Origin of the sequence: Rhizobium sp. BE258 (assembly GCF_031457345.1) — a bacterium.
Lineage (GTDB): Bacteria > Pseudomonadota > Alphaproteobacteria > Rhizobiales > Rhizobiaceae > Rhizobium.
On record NZ_JAVDWL010000001.1, the window covers coordinates 789330 to 814590 of the forward strand.

Consider the following 25261-nt stretch of genomic DNA (forward strand, 5'->3'; position numbering starts at 1 on the left):
CTGTCCTAGATATAGCCCGCGTGATCGCCGAAGGGCACATCCTCATCCAGATTGCCGGTGCCTATGCGCTCGCTCTCGCCGGAAAGACGTTCCTCATCGGACTCATCACCTGTGGCGCTTTGCTCTGTCGCGTGAAGATCCAGGTGGCGGCTGGCGTTGCCGCCATCCTCTTCCGTCTCTTCGGCGGGCGAGGGCCGGTGGCCGCCGGATCCATGGCGGCGATGCAGCGCCTCGTCGATTGCCGCCTGGCGATCGGCGGCCCAGGCGACATCGGGCTCCGCGACGGAAGTACTGTGCTGGATCTGTGTTGCCGCGGTCGCTGCCGTCGCTGAAACCCTGGAAATCTTGTCGACCACGTTTCCGCTCCCTGCTGCTGATGAATATGTAGGAAAGCGCGGCCCACAAAGCCATAGTCCGCGAAGCATCGGCGCCTGCGTCTTGAGATATTCATCGATCGCGGCTATTCGCTCGATCGCGATCTCCCCGTCTAGAAAGACCTTGAAGTGAAAATTGAATTTCTGGTGACCCATTCCGGCGGCTTCCATGCCGATGAGCTGCTGTCGAGCGTGGTGCTAACGCAGCTATTTCCCGCTGCCAAGCTGATCCGGACGCGAGATGCCGAATGGATAGCGCCGGCTGCGGGCCGCATCATCTATGACGTCGGTGGACGCTACGAACCCGAAAACACCATCTTCGACCATCACCAGCGCGGCGCGCCGGTGCGTGAAGACGGTCGGCCCTACAGCTCCTTCGGACTGATCTGGAAGCACTACGGCGCCGATTATCTGGCGGCGGCCGGTGTGCCGGAGGCGCATGTCGCGCGGGTGCATGCGGCCTTCGACAAGAAGTTCGTGCTGCCTGTGGATCTGGTCGATAACGGCGCGCTCGACCCGTCCGTTGCCGGAGAGTTGGCCGGGCTGACGCTTCCGGCACTGCTGGAAACGCTGAAGCCGCCGTTCGACGCGAAGGGTGCCGATGCCACCGATCAGGCGTTCCATTCGGCGCTGGCGATCGCCCGCCGCTTCGTCGAGGCGGGCATCGCCGTGCAGGATGCCAAGCTGCGGGCTGAGGCCATGGTTCTCGACGCGATCGTTGCGGCCGGTGATAACAAGGTGCTGGAGCTGCCGATGGGCATGCCGTTCCGGCCGGCGATCGTGAAGGCGAAGGCCGAGCATCTGCTGTTCGTCGTCCATCCGCGCGACAATGACTGGTGCGTTACGGGCATTCGCCGAGGCGATGAAGGATTTGAACTGCGGGCCGATCTGCCGCTGGAATGGGCGGGCCTGAGCGGCGGCGATCTGGAACGCGCCTCCGGTGTGGCGGGCGCAAGCTTCTGCCACAAAGGCCGTTTCATCGCCGCTGCAGCAACCCGCGAAGCGGCGCTGGAACTGGCGCGGATCGCTGTTGCAGCGGTTGCAGCGGAGTAACATTCAAGCCGTGGCCAAAAAAATGGGCCATCAACCGATGGCCCAAATTTGGAGAGTTCAAAAAACCTCCAGAGGGGAACCGCCGACGAAAGACCGGGAGGACTGGCCTTCATGTTCATCGGCAACACCATAATCGCCCGATCGCGCAATTATTGAAAATGCTTTCAGCCCAATCGAGCGGTCAGACGAGGTATATTCTCTTGCTGAATGCGGTGATCGTGGAACGGTGTGCTATGGAGGTCTAACCCTCCTCTCTGACGTCACGGAGCTGCTTTGAAAATCGATCGTTGGGCCGCATTGCTCTGGGCCGCATTGGTTTCTGCCGCGGGAAGTGCCGCGGCGCAGCCTGCGCCTGCACAAGTTTGCGAGCGGAAGGTCTTTGAAAATTCAGGCTATATCGTCTGCTCTGTCACGCCGGGAAAAGATGACCTCAGGCTATTCTGGAGGGGCGCCGACGGGCAGCCGTTTCGAACATTCTCGAATCTGGCGGATGCGCTGAAGGAGGACGGGCAGGTCCTTGTCTTCGCGATGAATGCCGGCATGTACCGAGACGATTTCACGCCGATTGGTCTTTATATCGAGCACGGCGCGGAACTCCGTCCTGCCGACACCACCGAGATCAAGGGCTCTCCGGGCAAGGTGCCGAATTTCTACAAGAAGCCCAACGGTGTCTTCCTGCTTGGCGATAACGGTGCAGAGATCCTGACGACCGACGAATTTCTGAAACGCCGCCTCAAGGCGGCATTCGCGACGCAATCCGGACCGATGCTGGTCATCGAAGGCAAGCTGCATCCTGCATTGATTCCCGGATCGACGGACCGGACGCGGCGGAGCGGGGTGGGGGTCTGCGGCAGCGGGATCGTTCGCTTCGCCATCAGCGATGGCGACGTCAATTTCCACGATTTCGCCCGTCTGTTTCGCGACGAGTTGGGGTGCCCGAATGCGTTATTCCTGGATGGCGGTCATGGCACCGGCATCTATCAGCCGGCGCTCGGGATGAACGACTTCTCGTGGCATGGCGGGTTTGGCCCGATCGTGGGCCTCGTGCAGAGCGGCGGATGACGCCGTATCGCTATGCGGATGCTGAGAGGCTGTTGGCTTGCAGCATGCCGGCGATCTCGGCTGCCGGTAGCGGCTTGGCGAAAAGATAGCCCTGGAACATCTCGCATCCCGTCTCCGCCAGGAAGCGCGCCTGCTCTTCGGTCTCGACGCCCTCGGCAATCACTTCCAGATCGAGCGTCTGCCCGAGCGCGACGATCGCCGCGGTGATCGCCATGTCGCCCGACTGGCCGGGAATATCGGCGATGAAAGACCGGTCGATCTTCAGCCGGGATAACGGGAATAGCTTCAGCGTGCTGAGGCTGGAATAGCCGGTGCCGAAATCGTCGATGGAAAGACTGACGCCGAGTGCCTTCAGCTCCAGCATGCGCGATATCGCACCTTCGACATCCTCCATGATCAGGCTCTCGGTGACCTCAAGTTCGAGCAGCGCGGGGTCGAGCCCCGCAGCCGAGAGGGCGGCCGAAACCTTGTCACAGAGCGACGGCTCGCGGAACTGCCGCGCCGAGACATTCACCGCAACACGAATGGCCGGAATGCCCTGGTCGAGCCAGGCGCGCATCTGCCTGCAGGCTTTGCCGAGCACCACTTCGCCGAGTTCGACGATGAGCCCGGTTTCTTCAGCAAGCGGGATGAACTCCGCCGGCGCAAGCAGGCCCGCCTGTGGATGCTGCCATCGGACCAAAGCCTCGACGCCGGAAATTCTTCCGGTCGCGATGTCCTTCTGCGGCTGGAAATGCAGCACGAATTCGTCCTGTGCCAGCGCCCGGCGAAGCTCCTCGATCCGCAGCAGCTTGTGGCGGGCTTCCTCGGCCATCGACGGGGTAAACATCTGTATGCCGTTGCGGCCGGCTGCCTTGACGCGATAGAGCGCCATGTCGGCATTGGCGATCAGTTCTCCGGCGATCGAACCATGGGCCTGCGAGGAGGCGACGCCGACGCTGCAGGTCACCTGCATATCGACGCCGTCGATACTGCAGGGGCGGGCGATATGCGCCGAGATTGCCTGCAGACGGTTCAGCGCGTCGTCGATCCCGGCCTCAAGCACGATGATGAACTCATCGCCGCCGATCCGCGAGACGATGCCGCTTTCGCCGATTTCACTGAGGATGCGCGAAGCCACGACCTTGAGAAGCTCGTCGCCGGCGGCATGGCCGAGGCTGTCATTGACGAGCTTGAAATGATCGAGGTCGAGAAAGGCAACCGCCACCGCGCGGGTCCTGGCAGCCAATAGCGTGCCGAGTTTGCGGTCGAGCAGCGTCCGGTTCGGAAGGCCGGTCAGCGCGTCGTGTTCGGCCAGATAGGCGATCCGGGCGATGTCGCGGTTCCGGTCGATCGCGATGCCGATGGTCTGCGCCACGCCTGTCAGGAATTCGGCAAGCCCGGCATCGATCTCGCCCGGCTGCAGCGACACGGCAAGCGCGCCCTGCCGGCTGCCGTCGCGGCAGTTGATCGAAAAGTCCTTCCGCGGCGCTTCGATGTGGCTTCGCGCCGGGCCGTCCAGGTCGAAGCCGGCGGCGCGGCCGGGCAGAAGCCGTTCGAGGATTTGCCCGGCATCCTTCAGAAGCGAATTGAGTTCAACGCCGCGGGCGACATCGTGGAGCAGCTTCGTCTGCGCTGCCATCAGCTCTTCTGCGCGCTTGCGCGCGGTGATGTCGCGTGAGGCGCCGACGACGCCGATCACCGCGCCGGTCCGGTCGCGCAACGCGACGCGTGACATCATCAGCCAGCCTTCGCCCTTCAAGCGAGGCTCCTCGACTCCGAGATCGGGCCGGCCGGTTTCCATGACCCGCTGTTCCGTTTCGTCGATGCCATGCGCATCAGCTTCGAGATGGATCTCGCCATCCGTCAGGCCGATGAGGTCGTCGACCTTGGCGAAGCCGTTGTTGGCGACTACCGCCCGGTTGGCGAACAGAAAGCGGCCCTGCAGATCCTTCGCGTAGATGAAATCGGGCACATGATTGATCATCGCCTCCAGCCACTCGTAGCGTTCGGCGAGATTGGCGTGCTGGACGCGCAGGAGATCGATCATTTTTTGAAGGTCGCGCGCGTCATCAGAGGGGATGACGATCTCTGCCGGAGAGGGTGCCGCTTGCTCTGTCATTGCCGTGTTCTCGCTCATTTTGCGGGAACAATATCCGCAACCTCTTATGCAACCATGAAGGAAAAACGGGCTTTTTCGCGCGCATGAACGCGCCGCGTGCAAAGCCTGCTTGCGATTGCCGCCGGTGGTCGAGACGTCAGGTCAATATGGGGATAAGCGGCGTCTAAAGCCTGTCCTATTCCGCCGCCCTTTGCTTTTCCGCGTCCATGGCGATGCGTTTCGGGGCAAGCGCCCGGGTGGAGAAGAGAGCCGCAAGGATGATCGGCAGGCAGACGAGATAGGACATGCGGATACCGGCATGCTCAGCCACGAAACCAAGCAGTGGCGGTGCCAGGAAGAAGACGACGAAAGACATCTGGGCGAGGGCGGCCACGTTGACATGCGCACTGCGGTCATCACGCTGCGCGGCGGCGGAAACCGCCAGCGGATAGACTGCGCTGCATCCTGCGCCCATCATGGCAAAACCGGCAAGCGCGATCTCCGGGACCGGCGCCAGCCAGACGCAGGCGATGCCGATCGCCGCAAGAGCAAGCGAGACCAGCGCCACGATCCGCGAGCCATAGCGGTCGACGAAGCGGTCGGCGAAAAGCCGGACCAGCGCCATGAAGAATGCAAAGAGCGTGAGACCCATTCCGCCGACGAAAGGCTCGACCGCAAAGACGTCGCGCATATAGATCGCCGACCAGTCGATCCCGGCACCTTCGACGAGGAAGGCGCCGACGCCGATGACACAAAGCGGCAGCATCCCCAATGTCGGCAACGCCATATGGGCGCCTTCCGTCTGAGAAGGCGCGGGGGCGGAGGCATTCTGCATTCCCCTGATGGCGATCGTTCCGGCCACCACGACGATGGCGAAGGTTACGGCCAGATGCAGTTGGATTGAGATGCCCGCCTGCCGGATGAATGACGATGCCAGCGCCGTGACGAAAAAGCCGAGGCTCCAGAAGCCATGAGCGCGATTCATCACGCCGCGGCCGAGCTGCGCCTCGATACGGTCGATCTCGACGTTCAGGTTGATTTCAAGCGCACCGGCGAGCAGTCCCTCGCAAAACAGCACACAGAACACCAGTGGCGCATAGCCGAGCCAGGGAACGAGCGCGATCATCAGAGAGGTTCCGAGAACGGTGGCGAAGGCGGTATTCCGGGCGCCGAGCTTCATGATCAGCGGCGACGAGAAGGTCAGCGAGATCAGCGCGCCGACGGCTGCGCCGATCAGTGTCAGCCCAAGCTCGGATTTGTTGATCCCGAGCGACACCTGGAGATCGGGAAGCCGCGACAGTAGCGCGCCCATCGATACCGCAAATAGAAAGAAGCATATGTAAATGCGCTGTTGCGGCTCTATGCGCATCTCTGATCCCCCAACCTTATGCTGCTTGTCTCATGCGTTCGGCTGGGTTGGTTGCACGACCCGGCGGGGGATAGCAAGGAACCGTTGTACCCGGATGGCCCTGGCGCCGCTTCAATCCCATCCGGTGTCTCTAATCAGCCACGGCGGCCCGCTATCCTGACGATAGCAGGTTGTTGAAATAGATCGACAAAAGCTGCGTCTGCGAGGAGATGCCGAGCTTGCGGTAGACGTTGCGGCGGTGGACCTTCACGGTGCCGGTCGAAATGTTGAGCTTCAGCCCGATCGACTCGGACGAATGGCCCTGCAGCACCAAATCGACGATCGCGGTTTCGCGACCCGTCAGGTTGAGGTCCCGCCAGACAGTGTCGGCGGCGGGAAGATTGCCGCTCTGGCCCTGCTTCCGGCGGCTTTTGCTGCCGGCGGTCAATTGCGCGTCGAAACGCGGCGCCAGCCCGGCCCAATAGTGGCGGACCATGCTGGCCACCAGCGGCTCGACCTTCTTCAGCGTGGCGAATTCGGCCGCCGGAAACGGTCCGGTCTTTTCCCTCCGCATCAGCGAAAGAACGACGGTGATCTCTTCATCGGTGTTGATGAAAAAGCCCACCTCTTCCGCAAGCCCGGTCTGAACGTAGTAGGTGCGGTAATATTCGCTGGAGAAGAACCGGTCGGGCGCCAGTTCCCGCATTCGGAGCACGCCTTCGCGGCGCTCGCGGGCGGTATGATAGAACGGGTCGAGCAGGTATGGTCCCGCCTGGTAGAGAGTGACGAAGACGACGTTCTCTTCCGGGTCGAAGGTGCTGTAGAGGTCGATCGGCCGTTCCTTGCCGCGATAGGCGAAAACGACCACGTAGTCGAAGCGCACCAGCGCCGCCATCATCTGACGGAAGGTCTCGCCGAATTCGGCATCAGTCATCTTCGGACAGCCGATCGTGGCGTTGAATGCACCAAACAGCGCTTCCAGGTCGGTGCTCATCTGACGGGCTCCCTCTTCCGCCCCACGCCATTCCGCGTGGCCCTATATACACCTTCCACGAAGCATCGTGCGCTAAAATACCTCTCTCGGGGTATATACCGTGCGGGAAGCTCAGGCTTACTCTTTCCTTAACGACGGTGGCAATAAGGCGGCGATAGACTGCCAATTCCAAACCAACCGCAGGGAACAGACGTGGCATCCGCTTCGACGAACGATATCGAATTCCGTTCGGTCACCAAGAATTATGGCGCGGTGACCGCCGTGACGGACATCAATCTCAATGTGCCCAAGGGCGCGTTTCTGGCGCTGCTCGGCCCTTCGGGCTGTGGCAAGACCACATGCCTGCGCATGATCGGCGGCTTCGAGCAGCCGAGCGAGGGCACGGTGCTGATCGACGGGTGCGAGATGAACGGCGTTCCCGCCTATCGCCGCCCCGTCAACATGGTGTTCCAGCACTACGCGCTGTTTCCGCATTTCAACGTCGAGCAGAATGTCGCCTACGGCCTGCGGCAGATGCGCCCGAAAATCGGCGCTGCAGAAATCAACCGGCGAGCCGCCGAGGCGCTGGAAATGGTTCGTCTGGACGGTTTCGCCAAACGGCGGATCCATGAAATGTCGGGCGGCCAGCAGCAGCGCGTGGCGCTGGCGCGCGCCATCGTCAATCGACCATCCGTCCTGCTGCTGGATGAGCCGCTGGCGGCGCTCGACAAGAAACTGCGCTCGGCTATGCAGATCGAGCTGCAAACGCTGCAGCGCGAACTCGGCATCACCTTCGTGCTCGTCACCCATGACCAGGAAGAGGCGCTGTCGATGGCCGATGCCGTCTGCGTCATGAGTGCCGGGCGTATCCGCCAGCTCGGAACGCCGCAGGAGGTCTATGACCGCCCGGCCGATCTCTTCGTCGCCGATTTCGTCGGCAAGACGAACCGGATTGCTGCGACCATGGAAGCCGACGGGGTGACGCTTCGCCTGGCAGATGGTTCCGCCGTTTCGTCGAGCAAGCGGCTGTCGCCGGGAGAGGTGATTGCCGCCCTGCGCCCGGAAGCGATCCGCATGACACGCAGCCAGCCGGCTTCGGGTTCATCGTTCAAGGGCACGGTCACGCATCGCATCTTCCTGGGCTCGTCGGCGGAATATGCGGTGAACGTGCCGGGCCTCGGCGATTTCCTGATCACCGCCGACCGCCGCAGCATGAGCGAGAGTGATCTGGTCGAGCCTGGCGAAGCGGTTTTCCTCTGCTTCGACCCGTCAGCAATACATGTCTTTCCAGCATCGAATGCATAAACCAAAACAAGGGAACAGCATCATGAGCAAGGATTACAAGGACAATCTCCCCATCTCCGCCGAAGGCTTCATGGACGAATTCATGCGCCTGAAGCGCGGCTCCGTCAGCCGCCGCCATTTCCTCGGCATCACCGGCCTCGGTCTGGCAACGGCGGTGATGTCGCGCTTCCCGGGCGCGCTGTCGACGCCCGCCTATGCCGCCGAGGATCTGGGCACGCAGATGTCGATCGCCACTTGGCCGAACTACCATGATCCTGCGACCTTCGAAAACTTCAAGGCCGCGACCGGCGTCGCCGTCGAAGTCAACGTCTTCGGCTCGAACGAAGAGATGCTCGCCAAGCTGCAGGCCGGCGCTTCCGGCTGGTCGCTGTTCGTGCCGACCAATTATACGATCTCGACCCATCACAAGCTCGGCCTGATCGACGAGCTGGATCTCTCGAAGATCCCGAATTTCAGCCAGGCGACTGAAAGCCCGCGCTTCACCAAGGAAGGCCAGATCGACGGCAAGACATATGCTGTGCCGAAGAACTGGGGCACGACCGGCTTCTCGGTCAACACCTCGAAGATCAAGACGAAGCTCTCGAGCTGGAAGGATTTCTTCGAGATCGCCCAGACCGAAGGCGACGGCCGCACCATGGTGCACGACTACCAGCTGACGACGATCGGCAGCGCGCTCGTCTCGCTCGGCTACGGCTTCAATTCGATCAAGCCCGATGAACTTGCCAAGGCCGAGGAACTGCTGATCAAGGTCAAGCCGCATCTCTTCGCCATCAATTCCGACTACCAGCCGTCGATGCGCTCCACCGATGCGTGGCTGACGATGTGCTGGACGAATGACGGCGCGCAGCTGAACCGCGATATGCCGGAGCTTGCCTATGTGCTCGGCACCGATGGCGGCGAGATCTGGACCGACTATTACGCGATCCCGAAGGATGCGCCGAACAAGGCTGCCGGCTACGCGCTGCTCAACTACCTGATGGATCCGCAGAATGCGGTGAAGGAGCATATCGCCAACGGCGCGCCGACCACCGACAGCCGCGTTATCGCGCTGCTGCCGAAGGAAGTCACCTCGAACAAGATCGTCTATCCGGATGAAGCCGCACTGACACCGCTCGAATTCGGCGCCGCCGTGACGCTGACCGATCCGGGCCGTGCCGAGCTGATGGCACGCTTCAAGTCTGCCTAACCTGCCGTCATGCAATTCCGGTCCCGGCTGCCTCGGCAGTCAGGGACCGGTCTAGTGCTCAGAACCGCCGGATAAAGAACGTTTCGATGCCCCTGACCCTTGCCACAAAACGGCGCCTTGTCACTGCCGCCCTTGTCGGGCCGGCCAGCATCTGGCTGTTCGTGTTTCTGGTGCTGCCCTTCATCGCCATCATCGTCTTCGCCTTCGGCGAGCGGGCACCCGAAGGCGGCTATCAGGCGGCGTTCACCTTCGCGCAGTTCGCCAATTTGGGCTCGCGATCGGCGGCCTTCGTCAACACGCTGATCCTGGCGCCGATTGGTGCGGCGGCCTGCCTGCTGGTTGCCTATCCGGTCGCCTATTATCTCGCCGTGAAGGCCAGCCCGAAACGCCGGCTGCTGCTGGTTTCGCTCGTCGTCGTTCCCTTCTGGACGAGCCTGCTGGTGCGCACCTATGCTTGGATGTATCTGCTGGGTGCCCGCGGTATTCCGCATTTGCTCGAAATCTTCGGCATCGAGAATGTCAGGCTGATCAACACCCCCGGCGCTGTGCTGCTCGGTATCGTCTATGGCTATCTGCCGCTGATGATCATGCCGATCTATGTCAGCCTCGAAAAGCTCGACCGGCGGCTTCTCGAAGCCTCCGCCGATCTGGGCGCCAAGCCGGTCTCGACCTTCTTCGGCATTACCCTGCCGCTGTCTCTTCCGGGTGTGATGACCGGTGTCGCGCTGGTAACGATCCTGCTGCTTGGCGAATACCTGATCCCCCAGCTTCTCGGCGGCGGCAAGGTGTTCTTCATCGGCAATGCGCTTGTCGATCTCTTCCTGCAATCGCGCAACTGGCCGTTCGGCTCGGCGATCGCCGTGACGCTGGTCGCCGTCGTCGTCGTCATTCTGCTGGTCGCCATGCGCATCGCCTGGCGTGTCGCCGGCACCCGTCAGGTGGATCTCGTCTGATGCGCGCGCTCGTCACTTTCGTTTACCTGTTTCTCTACACGCCGATCGCGCTGGTCGTGCTGTTCTCCTTCAACTCCGGCCGCAATGCCAGCGAGTTCGTCGGCTTCTCGACCGAGTGGTATGGCCGGGCGCTCTCCAACACCTTCCTGATGGAAGCGTTGCAAAACAGCCTGATCATCGCCTTCACCAGCGCTGCGCTGGCGGCGATTTTCGGGACGATGGCGGCAATGGGCATGGAGCGGCTCGGGCCGCGGGCGCGCGCTGTCTTCGACGGCCTGTTCGCCGCGGCGATCGTCGTTCCCGGCGTCGTCATCGGCATTGCCACGCTGGTCGCACTGGTCGAGGTCTTCGGCTTCATCAATCCGGTGATCGCGGCAATCTGGCCGGGCGCTCAGCCGCCGAAGCTGGCACTCGGCTACGGCTCGATCATCGCCGCACATGGGCTTTTCACCATGGCGCTGGTGACGATGATCGTGAAGGCGCGCATCGCCAGCCTTGGCCGCGACATTGTCGAGGCATCGAGCGATCTCTACGCAACGCCGCTGACGACCTTCCGGCAGATCGTGCTGCCACAGATCATGCCGTCGGTGCTGGCAGGTTTCCTGCTCGCCTTCACCTTCTCCTTCGACGATTTCATCATCGCCTTCTTCGTCGCCGGCTCGAACACGACGCTGCCGATCTATGTCTTCGCCTCGATCCGCCGTGGCGTGACGCCTGAAATCAATGCGATCGCGACGATTGTATTGATCGCCTCGCTCATTCTCATCCTGATCGCGCGCTTCCTGATGCGCGAAAAGGCAACAACAAACTGACCGGGGAAATGTCATGATACTCAAGGATCGCGTTGCAATCGTCACCGGCGCGGGCTCCGGCATCGGCCGGGCGGGAGCGCTGATCATGGCGCGCGAGGGCGCCCATGTCGTCGTCGCCGACATCGATTTCATCAATGCCGAAGAGACCGTCACCCAGATCGCTGACGCCGGTGGAAGCGCGGAAAGCCTGGTTGTCGACGTTACCGACGACCGGGCGCTGGAAACCGGCATCTCGGCGATCGCCGCCCGTCACGGGCGGATCGACATTCTCCACAATCATGCCGGCGCGCAGGTGGCGGGCGATCTGGAAGAGGTTGCTGTCGAGGGCTTCGACAAATCCTGGAGCCTCAATGTCCGGGCGCATTTCATGGCAGCGCGTTTTGTGATGCCCGTCATGAAACAGGCGGGTAAAGGCGTGATCCTCAACACCTCGTCCTCATCGGGCGTGCTCTACGACCGCGAAATGATCGCCTACACAACCACGAAACACGCCGTCATCGCCATGACCCGGCAGATGGCGGGCGACTACGCCAGATCGGGCGTTCGTGTCAACGCGCTCTGCCCGGGCTGGGTCGATACGCCCTTCAACGAGCCCTTCATCGCCCAGATGGGCGGCCGCGGCGCGATCGAAAGCTACATCGCCGACAAGGTGCCGCTCGGCCGCTGGGCGGATGTCTCCGAAATCGCCGAACCGATCCTCTTTCTGGTCTCCGACCGGTCATCCTACATGACCGGCCAGATCCTCGTCGTCGATGGCGGCGAGACGGTCGTCTAGAGCTACAGCGTCCAGTCGATCGTCCGTTCCTGATCGCTGTCCGGCTGAGCCGAGGCGTCGGCCAGCTGATAGGCTCTGATATAGTCGATCGACATCTGCGATCCGTTCTTGAGGCCGTCCTTGGGCGAACCGGCGGCGCCGCCGATGGCAAGATTGGTCAGCATGTACATCGGGCTGTGCATATCGGCGGGCGTTGCCTTCTGGGCAACGGCAACGTCGTCGAAATACCAGGTGATATGATCCTCGTCCCACTTCATGCCGTAGGTGTGGAAACCTTCCGTGCTGGCGACCTTCACCGGTGTCGTGTCGATCAGGTGGGAGCCGCCGTGATCGCTGTGGACGGTGACATTGACGGTGTTGGGATCCTGTCCGCGCATCTCGACGACATCGAGTTCGGGCGGCCACGAGCCGTCTTCGGGCAGAAGCCAGAATGCCGGCCACGCCCCTTGCTCCGACGGCATGTCGGCGCGGATCTCGAAGTAGCCGTAGGTCTGGGAGAAGGACGAATGCGTGTTGAGCAGGCCCGACGTATAGTCGTAACCGTCGATCTGCTGCTGAAGCGCTGCCGGGGCCGGCTTGGCCGTTATCGTCAGAACCCCATTCTTGACCGAAAACGGATTGGCTGACGCCGTCGGCCCGTAGGACGGGTTGACATACCATTGCTGCTCGCCGTTGCCGGTCAGCGGACTGCCGCGATCAGCCGCCCACCAGAATTTCGCATCCCAGGTTCCCTTATCGCCATTGCGCAGCGACAGCGTGTCGAAATTGTCCTCGAAGGTGAGGGCGAGTTGTGATCGATCGAGGGTCAGCTGGAACTGGTTCGCCTTCAGTGCCGACATCTGGGTATTGGCGAACACCAGGCTCTCACCGCCGCCGATGTCGAGCCGGACATTGCTGCCGTCCTGTGTGGCGTGCGACAGCAGCTGGGCAAACGACGAGAAACTGTCCAGGCGGACGACATCGTCGGAACCGAAGTCGGTGATCAGATCGCTGCCATTGCCGCGATCGATGACGAACGTGTCGGCGCCGCCGCCGCCGATCAGCACATCGTTGCCGGCATCCCCGTTGATCGTCTGGCTGCCGGACGCGCCTGAAATGATGTTGTCCTGATTGTTGCCGAAGGCGTAGCGGCCGTTGCCGGTGACCGTCAGGTTCTCGAAATTATCCGGCAGTGTGTAGTCCATCCAGGTGTTGATGGTGTCGGTGCCGGCATTTGCCCCCTCGGCGGCGCGATTGATGTTCGAATAGAGATAGTAGACATCGTCGCCGGTTCCGCCCTTCATCGTGACGTTGACGGCGCTGTCGCCCCACATCGAGTCGTTTCCGGCAGTCCCCGTCTGCACCGGACCGGACTTGGTGGCGGAAAACCATGCGGTGGAGGTACCACTGTAAGCAAGCGGCCTGCCGACGGCGTTGTTGATCGCGTTTATCATGTCGGTTCCCTTCGACTGGAGGAGGAATGGTTCAATCAGCGCGAGCACAATCTCGGTATCGAAGATGCGGCAATTTCGCGGATGACGCGACCGGAAGATCGCCGGGCAAGATCAGGGCCGCTTTGACTGACCAGCAAGGCGTTAAGCCGCGAGGCGCCGCATGATTGCGCCGGGAACCGACTGTAAGGATCTCAGACAGGCTATGTCTGGTTCTCAATATCGCTGCGGAAAAGGAAGTCTTGCTCTGGAACGTCTGCAGCATTCCGAGACGGGCAGCCGGGTGCAGATGAATTATTCGGTCTGAATCCGATATTATGAGTTGATGCTCAATTAGAGTAGAGTGGAAATATAGCGATATCGGCTTTGGGGAGAGTAGATGTTCAATATTGGTGAAAAGTATTCCTTCGTCCTGATCGAGGGGACGTCTGACGGGTGGGGCGAACTCAGCTTCACGGATAATGTCGTTGATATTGACGGACCGCTCCTGAAGCTTGAAAGCGGGCGGATCATCAATTCGCACTCATCGCTGTTTGTCCGTGCGGCCCCTGCCGTGATGCTGGCTTCGGCCAGCGCCCTGTCTGCTGACGAGGCTGCTGAACCGCTTATCGCATAGAGGCGGCATCGCTTGGCCCATCGGCCTCCGGCAGCGATGCGAATGCATAGGAATGTTCAGAATTCACTCGGCACCATCAGAGCCGGCACGCTAAGCTTGCGGGCCATGGCGAATCGGCGCAGCGAAACGGACAGCTGGGCCGGTCTCCTTCCGGTGTGCCGCGGAAGGCGCGCGCACTGCCTTGGAAATTGTGATTGCCAGTCCGTTCATAACGGGAGGATGACTATTGACAGAGACGATCGCCGATATTGCCGGCCAGCTTGTTGCCGAACATCGCAGCAGCACGAAGTTTCACAGGATCGACGGGATAAACGACCTCGAAGATGCCTATCGGGTGCAGGACGCCTATATCGCGGCGATCCGTGGTGGCGAAGAGACTGCGGGCTACAAGATCGGCCTGACATCGAAGCGCATGCAGGCGATGTGCGGTATCGATCAGCCGATCCAGGGCACCATCTTCTCCAGCCGCGTCAGATCGACGGGAGCGCAGCTGAAGCTTTCCGACTATCACCATCTCGGCCTTGAGTTCGAAATCTGCGTACGGCTCGGCCAGGACTTGCTGCCGGGCGCCACGCCGTTCACGCCCGAGAGCGCCGGCGCTGCTGTCGATGCGGTTGCGGCTGCGATCGAGCTGGTGGAAGACCGCCATGCCGATTATAGCGTGCTGCATTGCGGAACGCTGATCGCTGACAATTCCTGGAACGCCGGGATCGTGGTTGGTACATTCACCCCGCCGCCTGAAGGTCTCGATGGCGCAGAAGGCATCGCCTATCATAACGGCGAAGAGATTGCCCGCGGCATGGGTGCCGATGTTCTCGGACATCCCTATGTGCCCTTGGCGTGGCTCGCCAATCATCTTGCCGCCAGCGGCAGGATCTTGCGCAAGGGTGATCTGGTAATGACCGGCAGCATCGTCACGACGCGGTTCCCGTCGGGACCATTCAGCTACCGGTTCGACGTTTCCGGTATCGGTAGCGTCGAAGTCAGCGGCAGGTGACCCCCGGCAACCGTGCTTCGATTTTGAATGACGTAATAGGAAGGCTGTAAAATGGATTTTGGTTTGAGCGGCAAGTCTGCCCTCGTCATGGGCGCTTCCAAAGGGCTCGGATTTGCGATTGCCAGGGAACTCGTTGCCGAAGGTGCAAAGGTTGCCATCTGCGCCCGCGATGCAGCCCGGCTGGATGACGCAGCAGAGCGTCTCGGGGTCGTCGCCCTGCCCGCCGATCTGCGGCAGCCCGCGGCCGGACGGCAGGTGGTCGAGCAGGCTGCGGCCAAGCTCGGAAAGGTCGATATTCTCGTGGTCAATACCGGCGGTCCGCCGACCATGCCCTTCGAAAACATCGGTTCGGACGACTGGCGCAACGCCTTCGAGGGCTTGTTCGTCAGCGCAACCGACGCCATCGCTGCGGCGATGCCGGGCATGCGCGAGCGCCAATGGGGCCGCATCCTTCTGGTGACATCGATCGCCGCCAAGGAGCCGATCAACAACTTCACGATCTCGAACGCGCTGCGCGCCGGGTTGCATGGTCTGACGAAGACGCTGAGCCGTGAATTCGCCGCAAGCGGCATCACCGTCAATGCGCTGATGCCGGGTTACACGATGACGGAGCGGCTGGCCGAGGCGAAGCTCGACCTTGAAAAGGTCAGCAAGATGATCCCGATGGGCCGCATCGGCCGCCCGGAAGAATTCGCCGCCCTCGCGACCTTCCTCGCCTCCGATCGTGCAAGCTACATCACCGGCCAGGCGGTTGCCTGCGACGGTGGCGCTCTCTGGTCGATCTGAATGAAATGCAGAAGGCCGCAATCCTGCGATTGCGGCCTTCTGCCGTTCAGCCGGTGAGAGCGTCGATAATCGCCAGCGGATGGGGGATCGACTTGGTGTCGATGGCTTTGACCTGGGAGCGGCAGGAATATCCGGTCGCCATCGTCACCGTTTCGGAAGACGTGCCGGCAATGTGGCTGCTCCAGCTCATGGCATAGAGCGCTTCGGACGTGGCACGGTTGCGGACCTCGTGGCCGAATGTGCCGGCCATGCCGCAGCAGCCGGTACTGGCAATTTCAAGGGGGATGCCAAGCGCCTTGAAGACAGTCTTCCACTGAGCCGTCGCCGACGGTGCATTGCTGCGCTCGGTGCAGTGGGGGAGCAGGCTGTAGACGGGTGAGGCCGATTTTTGGGGTTGGGCTGAGAGCCTGTCGAGATTGGCAGCTAACCATTCCTGCGGCAGCAGTACCGTTGCCTCCACGCCGTTGCCCCATAATCCCTTGTATTCGCTGCGATAGACAAGCGTCATCGACGGGTCGAGGCCCACCAGTGTGGCGCCGGCGGCAGCGAGGTCTTGCAGATATCGGGCTGTCTTTGTTGCATTCGCCTCGAAGCGGCCGAGATATCCGTGGACATGCATCGCCTTGCCGTTCTGCTTGCCTTCGGCGAGATAGGGGATCAGCCCCATTTTTCGCGCCAGACTGATTGCCGAAAGCGCAACGCCCGGATCGAAATGGGCTGTGAATGCGTCGGCGACGAAGACCACGGCGCGCTTCTTCTCCTGCTCCGGCAGGCCTTCGATCAGCTCTTGCGTGGCAACGGCTACGCCGAGCCTTCGGGCTTCGGCTTTGAGCGGCCGAGGCGGCAGCAGCGGCAGCGCCGTCAAACCGGAAAGCCGCATCACGTGTCTGCCTGCTTCGGTGCCTGCCATCAGATTGTAGAGCGGCCGCGCCTGCGCCATCCAGGGCAGTGACGTCTCGATCGCGGCCACAAGCAGGTCCTTCAGCGGGCGCGCATACCTGCTGTAGTAGAGTTCGAGGAATTTCGAGCGGAAGGCCGGCACGCTGACCTTGACCGGACACTGCCCGGTGCAGGCCTTGCAGGCGAGGCAGGTATCCATGGCTTCGCGGACTTCGTGCGAAAAGTCGTCGCGGTTGCGCGGATCGAGCGAGTTGAAGATCCGCTTCGGCAGGGTTGCGAGCGAACTGCCGCGGCGCAGACGTTTTGCCTCGGCGCGCGGGTCGATGCTCTTGTCCGCCAGCAGCCTCAGCCACTCGCGCATCAGCGCCGCCCGGCCCTTCGGCGAAAAACGCCGGTCACGCGTCGCCTTGTAGGAGGGGCACATGGGGCTCGTTTCGTCGAAATCGAAACAGGCGCCGTTCCCGTTGCAATAGGCGGCATTGTCGAAGGCGGCTCTGATCTCGTTGCCAATGGCACGATCGACGCCGCCGCGCAGGGGCACGCCGTCGATCTTCAGGAGGGGCTCGACTGACGGCGCGGCGATCTTGCCGGGATTCAGCTTGTTCTGAGGATCGAAGGCCCGCTTGATTTGCTGCAGGCAAGGATAGAGATCGCCGAAGAATTCGGGAACATATTCCGACCGCACGCCCTTGCCGTGCTCGCCCCAGAGAACGCCGCCATATTTCTTCGTCAGGGCGACGACGGCATCGCTGATCTCCCGGACGAGCGGGGTGTGATCATCGCGTGTGAGGTCGAGCGCCGGGCGTACATGCAGAACGCCTGCATCGACATGGCCGAACATCCCGTAGGACAGCCCGGCGCTATCAAGCAGCGCGCGAAATTCGCGGATATAGGCGGCCAGATTCTCCGGCGGAACGGCGGTGTCTTCGACGAACGGAACCGGGCGCACCGGCCCGTCAACATTGCCGAGCAGGCCGACGGCGCGTTTACGCATCGTCCAGATTGCCTCGATGTCGCGATGCTGGCGTGCGATCGTGTGGCCGAGGCGATCCGGGTTGGCGTTGCCGAACGCGGCGGTCACCTCGCCAAGCTTCCGCTCCAGTTCGGTTTCGTCATCCGCCAGGATCTCGACGATGTTGATACCGTTGGCAGGGGAGGCCGCGTCATCGGGAAAGAACTGGCCGATGTCGTTCCAGACGATATCCGTCTTCGCGAGCCCGAGCACCTTCTCGTCGACGGTTTCGACGGACGCGACCTTCAGCGCCGTCAGCGTCCGGGCATCTTCCAGCGCCGCATTGAAATCGTTGTAGCGGATATTGATCAATGCGGCATGGGCGGGGAGCGGCAGCAGATTGAGCTCTGCCTCTGCGATCATCGCCAGCGTGCCTTCGGACCCGCAGAGGATGGCATTCAGATCGAAGCGGCCGTCCGGCTGGCGGATATGGGCCAGATCGTAGCCGGTCATGTAGCGGTTGAGCTTCGGAAAGACAGTCTCGATCCGCTCACGCTTTTCTCGCGCGATGCCATCGACGGTCCGGTGGATCTCGCCGATCCTGTCCTGGCGTTGAAGAATCTCGGCAAGCGCCGTTTCGCTGAGCGCGCGCGACCACCATTCGGAACCGTCGGCCAGCACGATGCGCAGGCCGACAACGTGGTTGGAGGTCTTGCCATAAAGGCAGGAGCCTTGTCCGCAGGCATCGGTAGAGACCATGCCGCCGATCGTTGCCCGGTTGGAGGTTGAGAGTTCCGGAGCGAAGAACAGGCCGTAAGGCTTCAGGGCGCGGTTCAGCTGGTCCTTGACGACACCGGACTGGACACGTGCGATGCGCCTGACCGGGTCGATCTCCAGGATCTTGTTCATGTGCCGTGAGCAATCGACCACGAGGCCCGAGGTAAGCGACTGACCATTGGTGCCGGTGCCGCCGCCGCGCGGGGTGATGGTCATGCCGCTGAAAGCCGGCTCGCTAAGCACCTTCGCGAGGATCTTCAGATCATCGGCACCCCTCGGAAACAGGATGCCCGCCGGTTCCAGCTGGTAGATCGAATTGTCGGTCGCATAGACCGTGCGGGCGCCCGCACGGCTCTCGGCGTCGCCACTGAAACCGGCTTCGACGAGACGCTCGAAGAAGCCGGCTGGAGATGCGGGAGCAAGGTGCGATGTGAGGCGCGGGATCATGCGTGCCGGTCCAAGGTCGCTAGACCGCTTCCATCAGGGCTTCAAAGCCGCGCATGCCCGTTCGATGCGGTCGAGTGCCTCGGCAAGCTCGGCTTCCGATGTCGCATAGGATATCCGGAAGAACGGCGACAGACCGAAGGCCGAACCCGGAACGACTGCGACATGCGCATCCTCGAGGAGGTAGTCGGTGAAGTCGTGATCGGCTTCGATCCGCTTGCCTTTCGGCGTCGTCCTGCCGAGGATGCCTGCACATCCCGAGAAGGTGTAGAAGGCGCCTTCCGGTGTGCGGCATTCCAGGCCATCGATCGTGTTCAGCCGGCCGACGACCAGATCGCGGCGGCGCTGGAAGCTTTCCTGACGTTCTTTCAGAAATGTCTGCGGGCCGTTCAGGGCTTCGACGGCGGCTGCCTGGCTGACGGAGCTTGGGCAGGAGGTTGCTTGGCTCTGGATCACGGCCATGGCCTTGATCAGCGGCTTCGGCCCGCCGGCATAGCCGATGCGCCAGCCAGTCATGGCATAGGCTTTCGACACGCCGTTGATCGTCAGCGTACGTTCCTTGAGGCGCGGCTCAAGGGCAACGGGGGTGACGAAGTCGAAACCGTCATAGACGATGTGTTCGTACATGTCGTCGACCATCAGCCAGACATGCGGATGGCGCAACAGAACGTCGATCAGCGGCCGATAGTCGGCTGCGGCATAGGCCGCGCCCGATGGGTTCGAGGGTGAGTTCAGCAGCACCCAGCGGGTCTTCGGCGTGATCGCCGCTTCCAGCTGCGCCGCCTGAAGGCGGAATCCGGCCGCCGCATCGCAGGGAACCAGAACCGGCACGCCGCCGCAGACTTCGACGATATCCGAATACGAGGTCCAGTAGGGCGTCGGGATGATGACCTCGTCGCCGGGATCGAGTGTCGCCATGAAGGCATTGAAGAGAATCTGCTTGGCGCCGGTGGCCACCGTCACTTCGTCGACGGCGTAATCGACGCCGTTTTCGCGGCGGAATTTTTCGGCGACGGCCTTTTTCAAGGCGGGTGTGCCGTCAAGCGCGGTGTATTTCGTGTCGCCTGCATCGATCGCGGCCTTGGCCGCCTGCTTGACGTTATCTGGCGTGTCGAAATCCGGCTCGCCGGCGCCGAGAATGATGACCGGCAGGCCGTCGCGCTTCATCGCCGCCGCCTTGGCGCCGATCTGCAGGATCTTCGAAACGCCAACGGTGGCGATGCGCGAGGCCGGGCGGAACCCAGCCTCCTTGATCTCGGTGGTGACGGTCATTTTCTCAGAGCCCTATTCGATGTCGAAGGAGACGCCCTGTGCCAGCGGCAGGGCCTTCGAGTAGTTCACCGTGTTGGTGGCGCGGCGCATATAGGCTCTCCAGGCATCCGACCCGGACTCGCGCCCGCCGCCGGTTTCCTTCTCACCGCCGAACGCGCCGCCGATTTCCGCACCGGATGTGCCGATGTTGACATTGGCGATACCACAATCGGAGCCTTCGACAGAAAGGAAACGCTCTGCCTCGCGCATGTCAAGCGTGAAGATCGATGAGGAAAGACCAGCGCCGACAGCGTTGTGATCGGCGATGACGGCGTCGAGATCGCTGTATTTCATCACGTAGAGGATCGGCGCGAAGGTTTCCTCGAGGACCGGTCCCTCATGCTTCGGCATTTCGACCAGCGCCGGCTTCACGTAGTAGGCGTTCTCGCTGCCGGTATCGACCCGCTGGCCGCCATGAACCGCCCCGCCATGCTTGGCAGCTTCGCCGAGCGCCTTCTGCATGCCGTCGAAGGCTGCCTTATCCACCAGCGGGCCGACAAGGGCTGCGCCATCCAGCGGATTGCCGACCGAGACGCTCGCATAGGCCTTCTTGAGGCGCGGCACGAGCTGATCGTAGACGCTGTCGTGGACGAAGAGGCGGCGCAGTGTGGTACAGCGCTGACCGGCCGTGCCCATGGAGCCGAAGGCGATGGCGCGCAGCGCCATGTCGAGATCGGCCGACGGGCAGACAATGCCGCCATTGTTGCCGCCGAGTTCGAGGATGGAGCGCGCGAAGCGCTTGGCAAGGCGCGGTCCGACTTCGCGACCCATGCGGGTCGAGCCGGTTGCGGAGACGAGAGCGACCTTCGAATGGTCGACCAGCGCTTCGCCGATCGTGCGGTCGCCAATGAGCACCTGCGACAGGTCCTCAGGCGCATCGCCGAAGCGCTTCAGGGCCCGTTCCAGGATTGCCTGCGATGCCAGCGCCGTCAGCGGCGTCTTTTCGGACGGCTTCCAGACGATGCTGTTGCCGCAGACGAGCGCCAACGCAGCATTCCAGGCCCAGACGGCGACCGGGAAATTGAAGGCGGAGATGATGCCGATAACGCCGAGCGGATGCCAGGTTTCCATCATCCGGTGGCCGGGACGCTCGGTAGCGATGGTGAGACCATAGAGCTGGCGGGAAAGACCGACGGCGAAATCGCAGATGTCGATCATTTCCTGCACTTCGCCGAGGCCTTCGGACGGGATCTTGCCGGCTTCGATTGAAACCAGACGGCCGAGATCGGCCTTGGCTGCGCGCAGTTCCTCACCGAGCAGACGAACGAGTTCCCCACGCTTCGGCGCCGGAACGAGGCGCCACTTCTGGAATGCCACATGGGCGCGGTCGATGGCCTCGACGGCCTTCGCCGGTGAGACTGTTTTCAGCTGGCCGGTGCGCTCGCCGGTGACGGGCGAGAAGGCGTCCATGTCGCCGCCTGTGTAGGCGGACTTGGCGACACCCAGGCGATCGAGGATGGTCACGGCTTCTTCGGCGACGGACACGGATTTGACGGCAATATTCATCTGATGGAACTCCAGTTCGGAAACGTCTCGGATCGGTGGCCGGAATTTACTCGGCGGCCGGGCGTCTGGTCAGTGCATTGAGGCAGGCGTCGAGGGACGACTGTTCGATGCCTGCATAATGGTCGAATTCGTTGAGCACCTTGGCGCCGAGATTGCTTTCGAAGCGCTGCTGGTTCGGGCTCGCCACGAAGTCCTGCTGTGCACCATCGCCGAGGTTCGACTGGAAGATGCCGGCGGCGCTGACGGGCAGGAAGTCCTCATAGACGATCGGATCGAACTGGATCAGGCCGTCGGCGATAAGCGCATCGACATCGGAACCAGCAGGGATGGACGTCTTGCTTCCCTTTTCGGTCAGCGAATAGCTGAAATAGCCGAGACCTTCGGCGCGGATCGTCTTCCAGTCATCCGGGAACGCCTGGAAGGTTTCGATCAGTGCTGTCTCGTAGGCCTTGGCGTTGGATCCGTCGGCGGCCGGGCGAACCACCTTGCGGGAAGCGTCGAGAAGCGTGTCGTAGAGGCCGCGGCCCTTCGGCGTCAGCGCGATGCCGCGCTGTTCGATCTCGCCGAAGCGGGCCGTATGCGATCCGGTCTGCCAGCCGCCCTTGCCGTCTTCGAAGGCGACTGCTTCCTCCAATGCCTTGAACGACGTCTGGCGCAGCAGGATCGCGCATCTACGGGCCGGGGGGCCCTCGACGATTGCCTTGGGCGCGATGTCGTAGTCAGGCATCAGGGCCTGGACACGGTCGATATCGAGCGTGCGCGGCGTCAGGTGGTTGATATGCGGGCCCTTGAAGGAGACGACATCGGCAATGAGCCGGTGGGCGTCGTGCAGGCGGTGATACATCTCGCCATCGACGATCGCCTTGTCGTGCCAGCGGAAGGTTTCCAACACTTCGGCGACGAAGCGATCGGCATCGTCTTTCGACAGGCCGCCGTCTTTTTCGGCCTTCTCTGTCAGTTCGACCGCGCCCGCCGTGAAAATCCGGCGCGTTTCGAGAATGCGGGCGGCGTCTTTGCGCAGTTCCTGATCGGCGATCAGATCGAGGCGCAGCAGCGAGGTGAAAACGCGGAACGGATTGCGCTTCAGCGCTTCATCGCCGACCGGGCGGAAGGCGGTGGAGTGAACCGGAACGCCCGCGGTCGACAGATCGTAATAGCCGACCGGATACATGCCCATGACGGCGAAGACGCGCCGCATCATCGCCAGTTCGCCGGCAGTGCCGAGACGGATGGCGCCGTGGCGCTCTTCGGAAATGCGATCGAGATTGTCGGTTGCTTCCAGGCGTGCCTTGAGATCGGGCTCGTTTGCGAGCGCCTCTGCGTTGACGCGGGCAACGAGGTCCATCAGCGTGCCATAGGCCGGCACTTCGTTGCGATACATGGCTGACATGGCGGCGGAAAAGGCTGACCGGATGTCGCTCGATGTGACGTGTTTTGTCATGTGCGTGGCCCTAAATGGATTTGTCACTTGATGCTGAAAGTGGGATATACTCCTCCCATCGATGTCAATGTTGTGACTTATGCGTTTAACTTGATGCGGAAACGGAATAGCCATGCGCCGAAGCCTCGTTCCTGACATCGTCACGCTGCAGGCCTTCGAATGCGCCGCGCGTCACGAGAATTTCTCGCGCGCGGCCGAAGAGCTCAGTCTGACGCAAAGCGCCATCAGCCGGCAGATCGCCGATCTGGAGCTGCAGACTGGTCTTAAGCTTTTCGAGCGCGTCCGCCAGCGGGTCATCCTCTCGGAGGCCGGGCAGCGGTTACTTCCAGAGGTGAGAGACCTGCTGTTGCGCTCCGAACGGCTGATGATCGAAGCGGCGGCGGCCGGGCGGATGCGCGCGTCATTGAAGATCGCGACGCTTCCGACCTTCGGCGCCAGATGGCTGGTGCCACGCCTTGGGCGATTTCTCGCCGATCATCAGGATGTGGCGCTGACCATCGAATCGCGCTCGAAGCCCTTTAGTTTCAGCGAGGACAGTTTCGATCTCGCGATTCACTTCGGCCAGCCGGTCTGGGCAGGCGGCGTTCCCACCTTCCTGTGCCATGAAACGGTGTTGCCGGTGGCGAGCCGAAGCCTTGCCGGACAATTGAAGATCAGTGCGGCGAAAGACCTGTCGCAAGCGCCATTGCTGCATCTGACCACCAGGCCGAAGCTCTGGGCAGACTGGTTTCAGATGCAGCAGGCGTCGGTCGAGAATGCCTATCTCGGCCTTCGTCTCGACCAGTTCTCGATGATCGTTACGGCTGTGGCGGCAGGCCTCGGCGTCGCGCTTCTGCCAACCTACCTGATCGAAGACGAGCTCAAGTCGGGAGCGCTCGTCACGCTGCTGGATATCACGATGCCGACGGAGAACGCCTATTACGTCGTTCGCCCCGAAAACAAGCAAAGCCACCCGGCCGCCGACCAGTTTCAGACATGGCTGCTATCGGAGGTGTCGCCAACACTGTCGTGACGCCCGGTCCTATGCCGGGCGCTTGGAGCGCAGTCCGCTTTCGAAAGTCTGGTTGTCTTCGCCGACGCCATAGGACCGTTCGCCCTTGACGCCGATGAGCGGAAACAGCAGCTCGGCAACATTGAAGGCTTCCTCGAGATGCGGATAGCCGGAGCCGATGATCGTCTCGATACCGATCTCCTGATATTCACGCAGCCGCACTGCGATGTTTTCCGGGCTGCCGACGAGAGCCGTGCCGGCGCCGCCACGCACCAGCCCGTGGCCGGCCCAGAGGTTTGGTCCAACGACAAGCTTGTCGCGGCGCCCCTGATGCAGCGCGGACATACGCTTCTGGCCGACGGACTGCGAGACGTTGAGGAATTCATTCTGCGCGGCGGCGACCTGTTCGTCGGTCACCCTGCTGATCAGATCGTCGGCTGCCGCCCAGGCCTTCTCCTCGGTCTCGCGAACGATGAAATGGATGCGCAGACCGAAGCGGATTTTGCGCCCTTCGGCCAGTGCCCGCTCCTTGACCCTGATGATTTTCTCGGTGAGCAGATCGGCGGGCTCTCCCCAGCTCAGATAGACGTCCGCATGTTTGGCGGCGACGGCGATACCTGAGTCTGATGATCCGCCGAACCAGATCGGCGGATGCGGCGTCTGGACCGGCGGGAATGACAGGCCGCGGCCGTGGGAGGACAGGTACTTGCCTTCGAAATCGGCGTCCTCACCGGATAGGATCCGTCGCCAGATCGTCAGGAACTCGTCGGTCTGTTCATAGCGTTCGCCATGGCCGAGCTTGTTGCCGTCGCCCGCCAGATCGGCGGGGTCGGCGCCCGTCACGACGTTGAACAACGCTCTGCCGCCCGAGACGCGGTCGAGCGCTGCGGCATGGCGGGCAAACATCGCCGGCGTCCCGCTACCCGGGCGAAGCGCGACCAGAAAGCGCAGGCGCTCGGTCAGGGGTACCAGCGCGGCGGCGGTGATCCAGGCATCCTCGCAATAGGTGCCGGTCGGCAGCAGCACGCCCTCGAAGCCGAGCCGGTCTGCGGCTTGGGCGATATCGCGCATGTAGCCAAATGTCGGCGGACGGTGGCGTTCCTCGCTTCCGAGATAGGGGCCGTCGCCATGCGTCGGCAGGTACCAGAACATCTTCAGAGGCGGGTTTGCATTCTTGCTCATATCGATC

At 62.2% G+C, this 25261-nt stretch carries 21 protein-coding genes; 11 read left to right on the forward strand and 10 right to left on the reverse strand.

All coding sequences use genetic code 11. The features are described from left to right. Positions 1–5: 5 nt before the first annotated feature. Positions 6–356 carry a hypothetical protein gene (locus J2X43_RS03675; RefSeq protein ID WP_112388558.1) on the reverse strand — a complete coding sequence of 117 codons (351 nt, stop codon included), beginning with the start codon at positions 354–356 and terminating at the stop codon, positions 6–8. Positions 357–503: 147 nt separating this feature from the next. On the opposite strand from J2X43_RS03675, the gene J2X43_RS03680 reads away from it, so the two are divergent. Then, the gene (locus tag J2X43_RS03680) at positions 504–1427 is read left to right on the forward strand and encodes an MYG1 family protein (RefSeq protein ID WP_112388557.1); all 924 of its coding nucleotides are present in this window, start codon (positions 504–506) and stop codon (positions 1425–1427) included. Between the two features lie 279 nt (positions 1428–1706). After that, positions 1707–2489 carry a phosphodiester glycosidase family protein gene (locus tag J2X43_RS03685; RefSeq protein WP_112389015.1) on the forward strand — a complete coding sequence of 261 codons (783 nt, stop codon included), beginning with the start codon at positions 1707–1709 and terminating at the stop codon, positions 2487–2489. 10 nt (positions 2490–2499) lie between these two features. Here the strand turns inward: J2X43_RS03685 and J2X43_RS03690 are convergent, their stop codons facing one another. The 3 genes from J2X43_RS03690 to J2X43_RS03700 form a co-directional block, all read right to left on the reverse strand. Beyond that, complete coding sequence (locus tag J2X43_RS03690; RefSeq protein ID WP_310290917.1) at positions 2500–4590, reverse strand: EAL domain-containing protein; 2091 nt, start codon at positions 4588–4590, stop codon at positions 2500–2502. 175 nt (positions 4591–4765) lie between these two features. Next, entirely contained in the window at positions 4766–5938 is a 1173-nt protein-coding gene (locus J2X43_RS03695) for an MFS transporter (RefSeq protein WP_112388556.1), read from the reverse strand. Between the two features lie 151 nt (positions 5939–6089). Beyond that, complete coding sequence (locus tag J2X43_RS03700) at positions 6090–6911, reverse strand: helix-turn-helix transcriptional regulator (protein ID WP_112388555.1); 822 nt, start codon at positions 6909–6911, stop codon at positions 6090–6092. Positions 6912–7103: 192 nt separating this feature from the next. On the opposite strand from J2X43_RS03700, the gene J2X43_RS03705 reads away from it, so the two are divergent. From J2X43_RS03705 to J2X43_RS03725, 5 genes are all read left to right on the forward strand, one after another. Continuing rightward, positions 7104–8195 (forward strand): ABC transporter ATP-binding protein, encoded by a 1092-nt coding sequence (locus J2X43_RS03705; RefSeq protein ID WP_112388554.1) that lies wholly within the window; start codon positions 7104–7106, stop codon positions 8193–8195. Positions 8196–8217: 22 nt separating this feature from the next. After that, on the forward strand, positions 8218–9381 hold the full coding sequence (locus J2X43_RS03710) for a spermidine/putrescine ABC transporter substrate-binding protein (RefSeq protein WP_112388553.1): 1164 nt from the start codon (positions 8218–8220) through the stop codon (positions 9379–9381). A gap of 86 nt (positions 9382–9467) precedes the next feature. Further along, on the forward strand, positions 9468–10334 hold the full coding sequence (locus J2X43_RS03715; RefSeq protein ID WP_112388552.1) for an ABC transporter permease: 867 nt from the start codon (positions 9468–9470) through the stop codon (positions 10332–10334). Then, positions 10334–11146: an ABC transporter permease gene (locus tag J2X43_RS03720; protein ID WP_112388551.1), complete on the forward strand. Its 813-nt coding sequence runs from the start codon at positions 10334–10336 to the stop codon at positions 11144–11146. Before J2X43_RS03715 ends, J2X43_RS03720 begins: the two co-directional genes overlap by 1 nt. 13 nt (positions 11147–11159) lie before the next feature. Beyond that, positions 11160–11921 (forward strand): SDR family NAD(P)-dependent oxidoreductase, encoded by a 762-nt coding sequence (locus tag J2X43_RS03725; protein WP_112388550.1) that lies wholly within the window; start codon positions 11160–11162, stop codon positions 11919–11921. A 2-nt stretch (positions 11922–11923) separates the two neighbouring features. On the opposite strand, the gene J2X43_RS03730 is transcribed toward J2X43_RS03725, so the two are convergent. Next, on the reverse strand, positions 11924–13354 hold the full coding sequence (locus J2X43_RS03730) for a family 16 glycosylhydrolase (RefSeq protein WP_112389013.1): 1431 nt from the start codon (positions 13352–13354) through the stop codon (positions 11924–11926). Between the two features lie 376 nt (positions 13355–13730). Between J2X43_RS03730 and J2X43_RS03735 the strand changes: the two genes are divergently transcribed. From J2X43_RS03735 to J2X43_RS03745, 3 genes are all read left to right on the forward strand, one after another. Continuing rightward, positions 13731–13967, forward strand: coding sequence for a hypothetical protein (locus J2X43_RS03735; RefSeq protein ID WP_112388549.1), 237 nt, complete (start codon positions 13731–13733; stop codon positions 13965–13967). Between the two features lie 226 nt (positions 13968–14193). Next, positions 14194–14964: a 2-keto-4-pentenoate hydratase gene (locus J2X43_RS03740; protein ID WP_112388548.1), complete on the forward strand. Its 771-nt coding sequence runs from the start codon at positions 14194–14196 to the stop codon at positions 14962–14964. Positions 14965–15015: 51 nt separating this feature from the next. After that, positions 15016–15750 (forward strand): SDR family oxidoreductase, encoded by a 735-nt coding sequence (locus J2X43_RS03745; protein WP_112388547.1) that lies wholly within the window; start codon positions 15016–15018, stop codon positions 15748–15750. A 46-nt stretch (positions 15751–15796) separates the two neighbouring features. Here the strand turns inward: J2X43_RS03745 and J2X43_RS03750 are convergent, their stop codons facing one another. Genes J2X43_RS03750 through J2X43_RS03765 form a run of 4 tightly spaced genes read right to left on the reverse strand, consistent with a single transcriptional unit; the run spans position 15797 to position 23081 of the window. After that, positions 15797–18826: an FAD-binding and (Fe-S)-binding domain-containing protein gene (locus J2X43_RS03750; protein WP_112388546.1), complete on the reverse strand. Its 3030-nt coding sequence runs from the start codon at positions 18824–18826 to the stop codon at positions 15797–15799. Between the two features lie 33 nt (positions 18827–18859). After that, the gene (locus J2X43_RS03755; RefSeq protein WP_112388545.1) at positions 18860–20095 is read right to left on the reverse strand and encodes a pyridoxal phosphate-dependent aminotransferase; all 1236 of its coding nucleotides are present in this window, start codon (positions 20093–20095) and stop codon (positions 18860–18862) included. A 12-nt stretch (positions 20096–20107) separates the two neighbouring features. Then, complete coding sequence (locus J2X43_RS03760; RefSeq protein ID WP_112388544.1) at positions 20108–21640, reverse strand: aldehyde dehydrogenase family protein; 1533 nt, start codon at positions 21638–21640, stop codon at positions 20108–20110. A 46-nt stretch (positions 21641–21686) separates the two neighbouring features. Beyond that, a complete protein-coding gene (locus J2X43_RS03765; protein WP_112388543.1) occupies positions 21687–23081 on the reverse strand; it encodes a VOC family protein in 1395 nt (464 codons plus the stop codon). A 112-nt stretch (positions 23082–23193) separates the two neighbouring features. Between J2X43_RS03765 and J2X43_RS03770 the strand changes: the two genes are divergently transcribed. Then, the gene (locus tag J2X43_RS03770; RefSeq protein ID WP_112388542.1) at positions 23194–24093 is read left to right on the forward strand and encodes a LysR family transcriptional regulator; all 900 of its coding nucleotides are present in this window, start codon (positions 23194–23196) and stop codon (positions 24091–24093) included. A gap of 9 nt (positions 24094–24102) precedes the next feature. Here the strand turns inward: J2X43_RS03770 and ssuD are convergent, their stop codons facing one another. After that, positions 24103–25254, reverse strand: a complete 1152-nt coding sequence (gene ssuD / locus J2X43_RS03775; protein ID WP_112388541.1) for an FMNH2-dependent alkanesulfonate monooxygenase — start codon at positions 25252–25254, stop codon at positions 24103–24105. Positions 25255–25261: the final 7 nt, after the last annotated feature.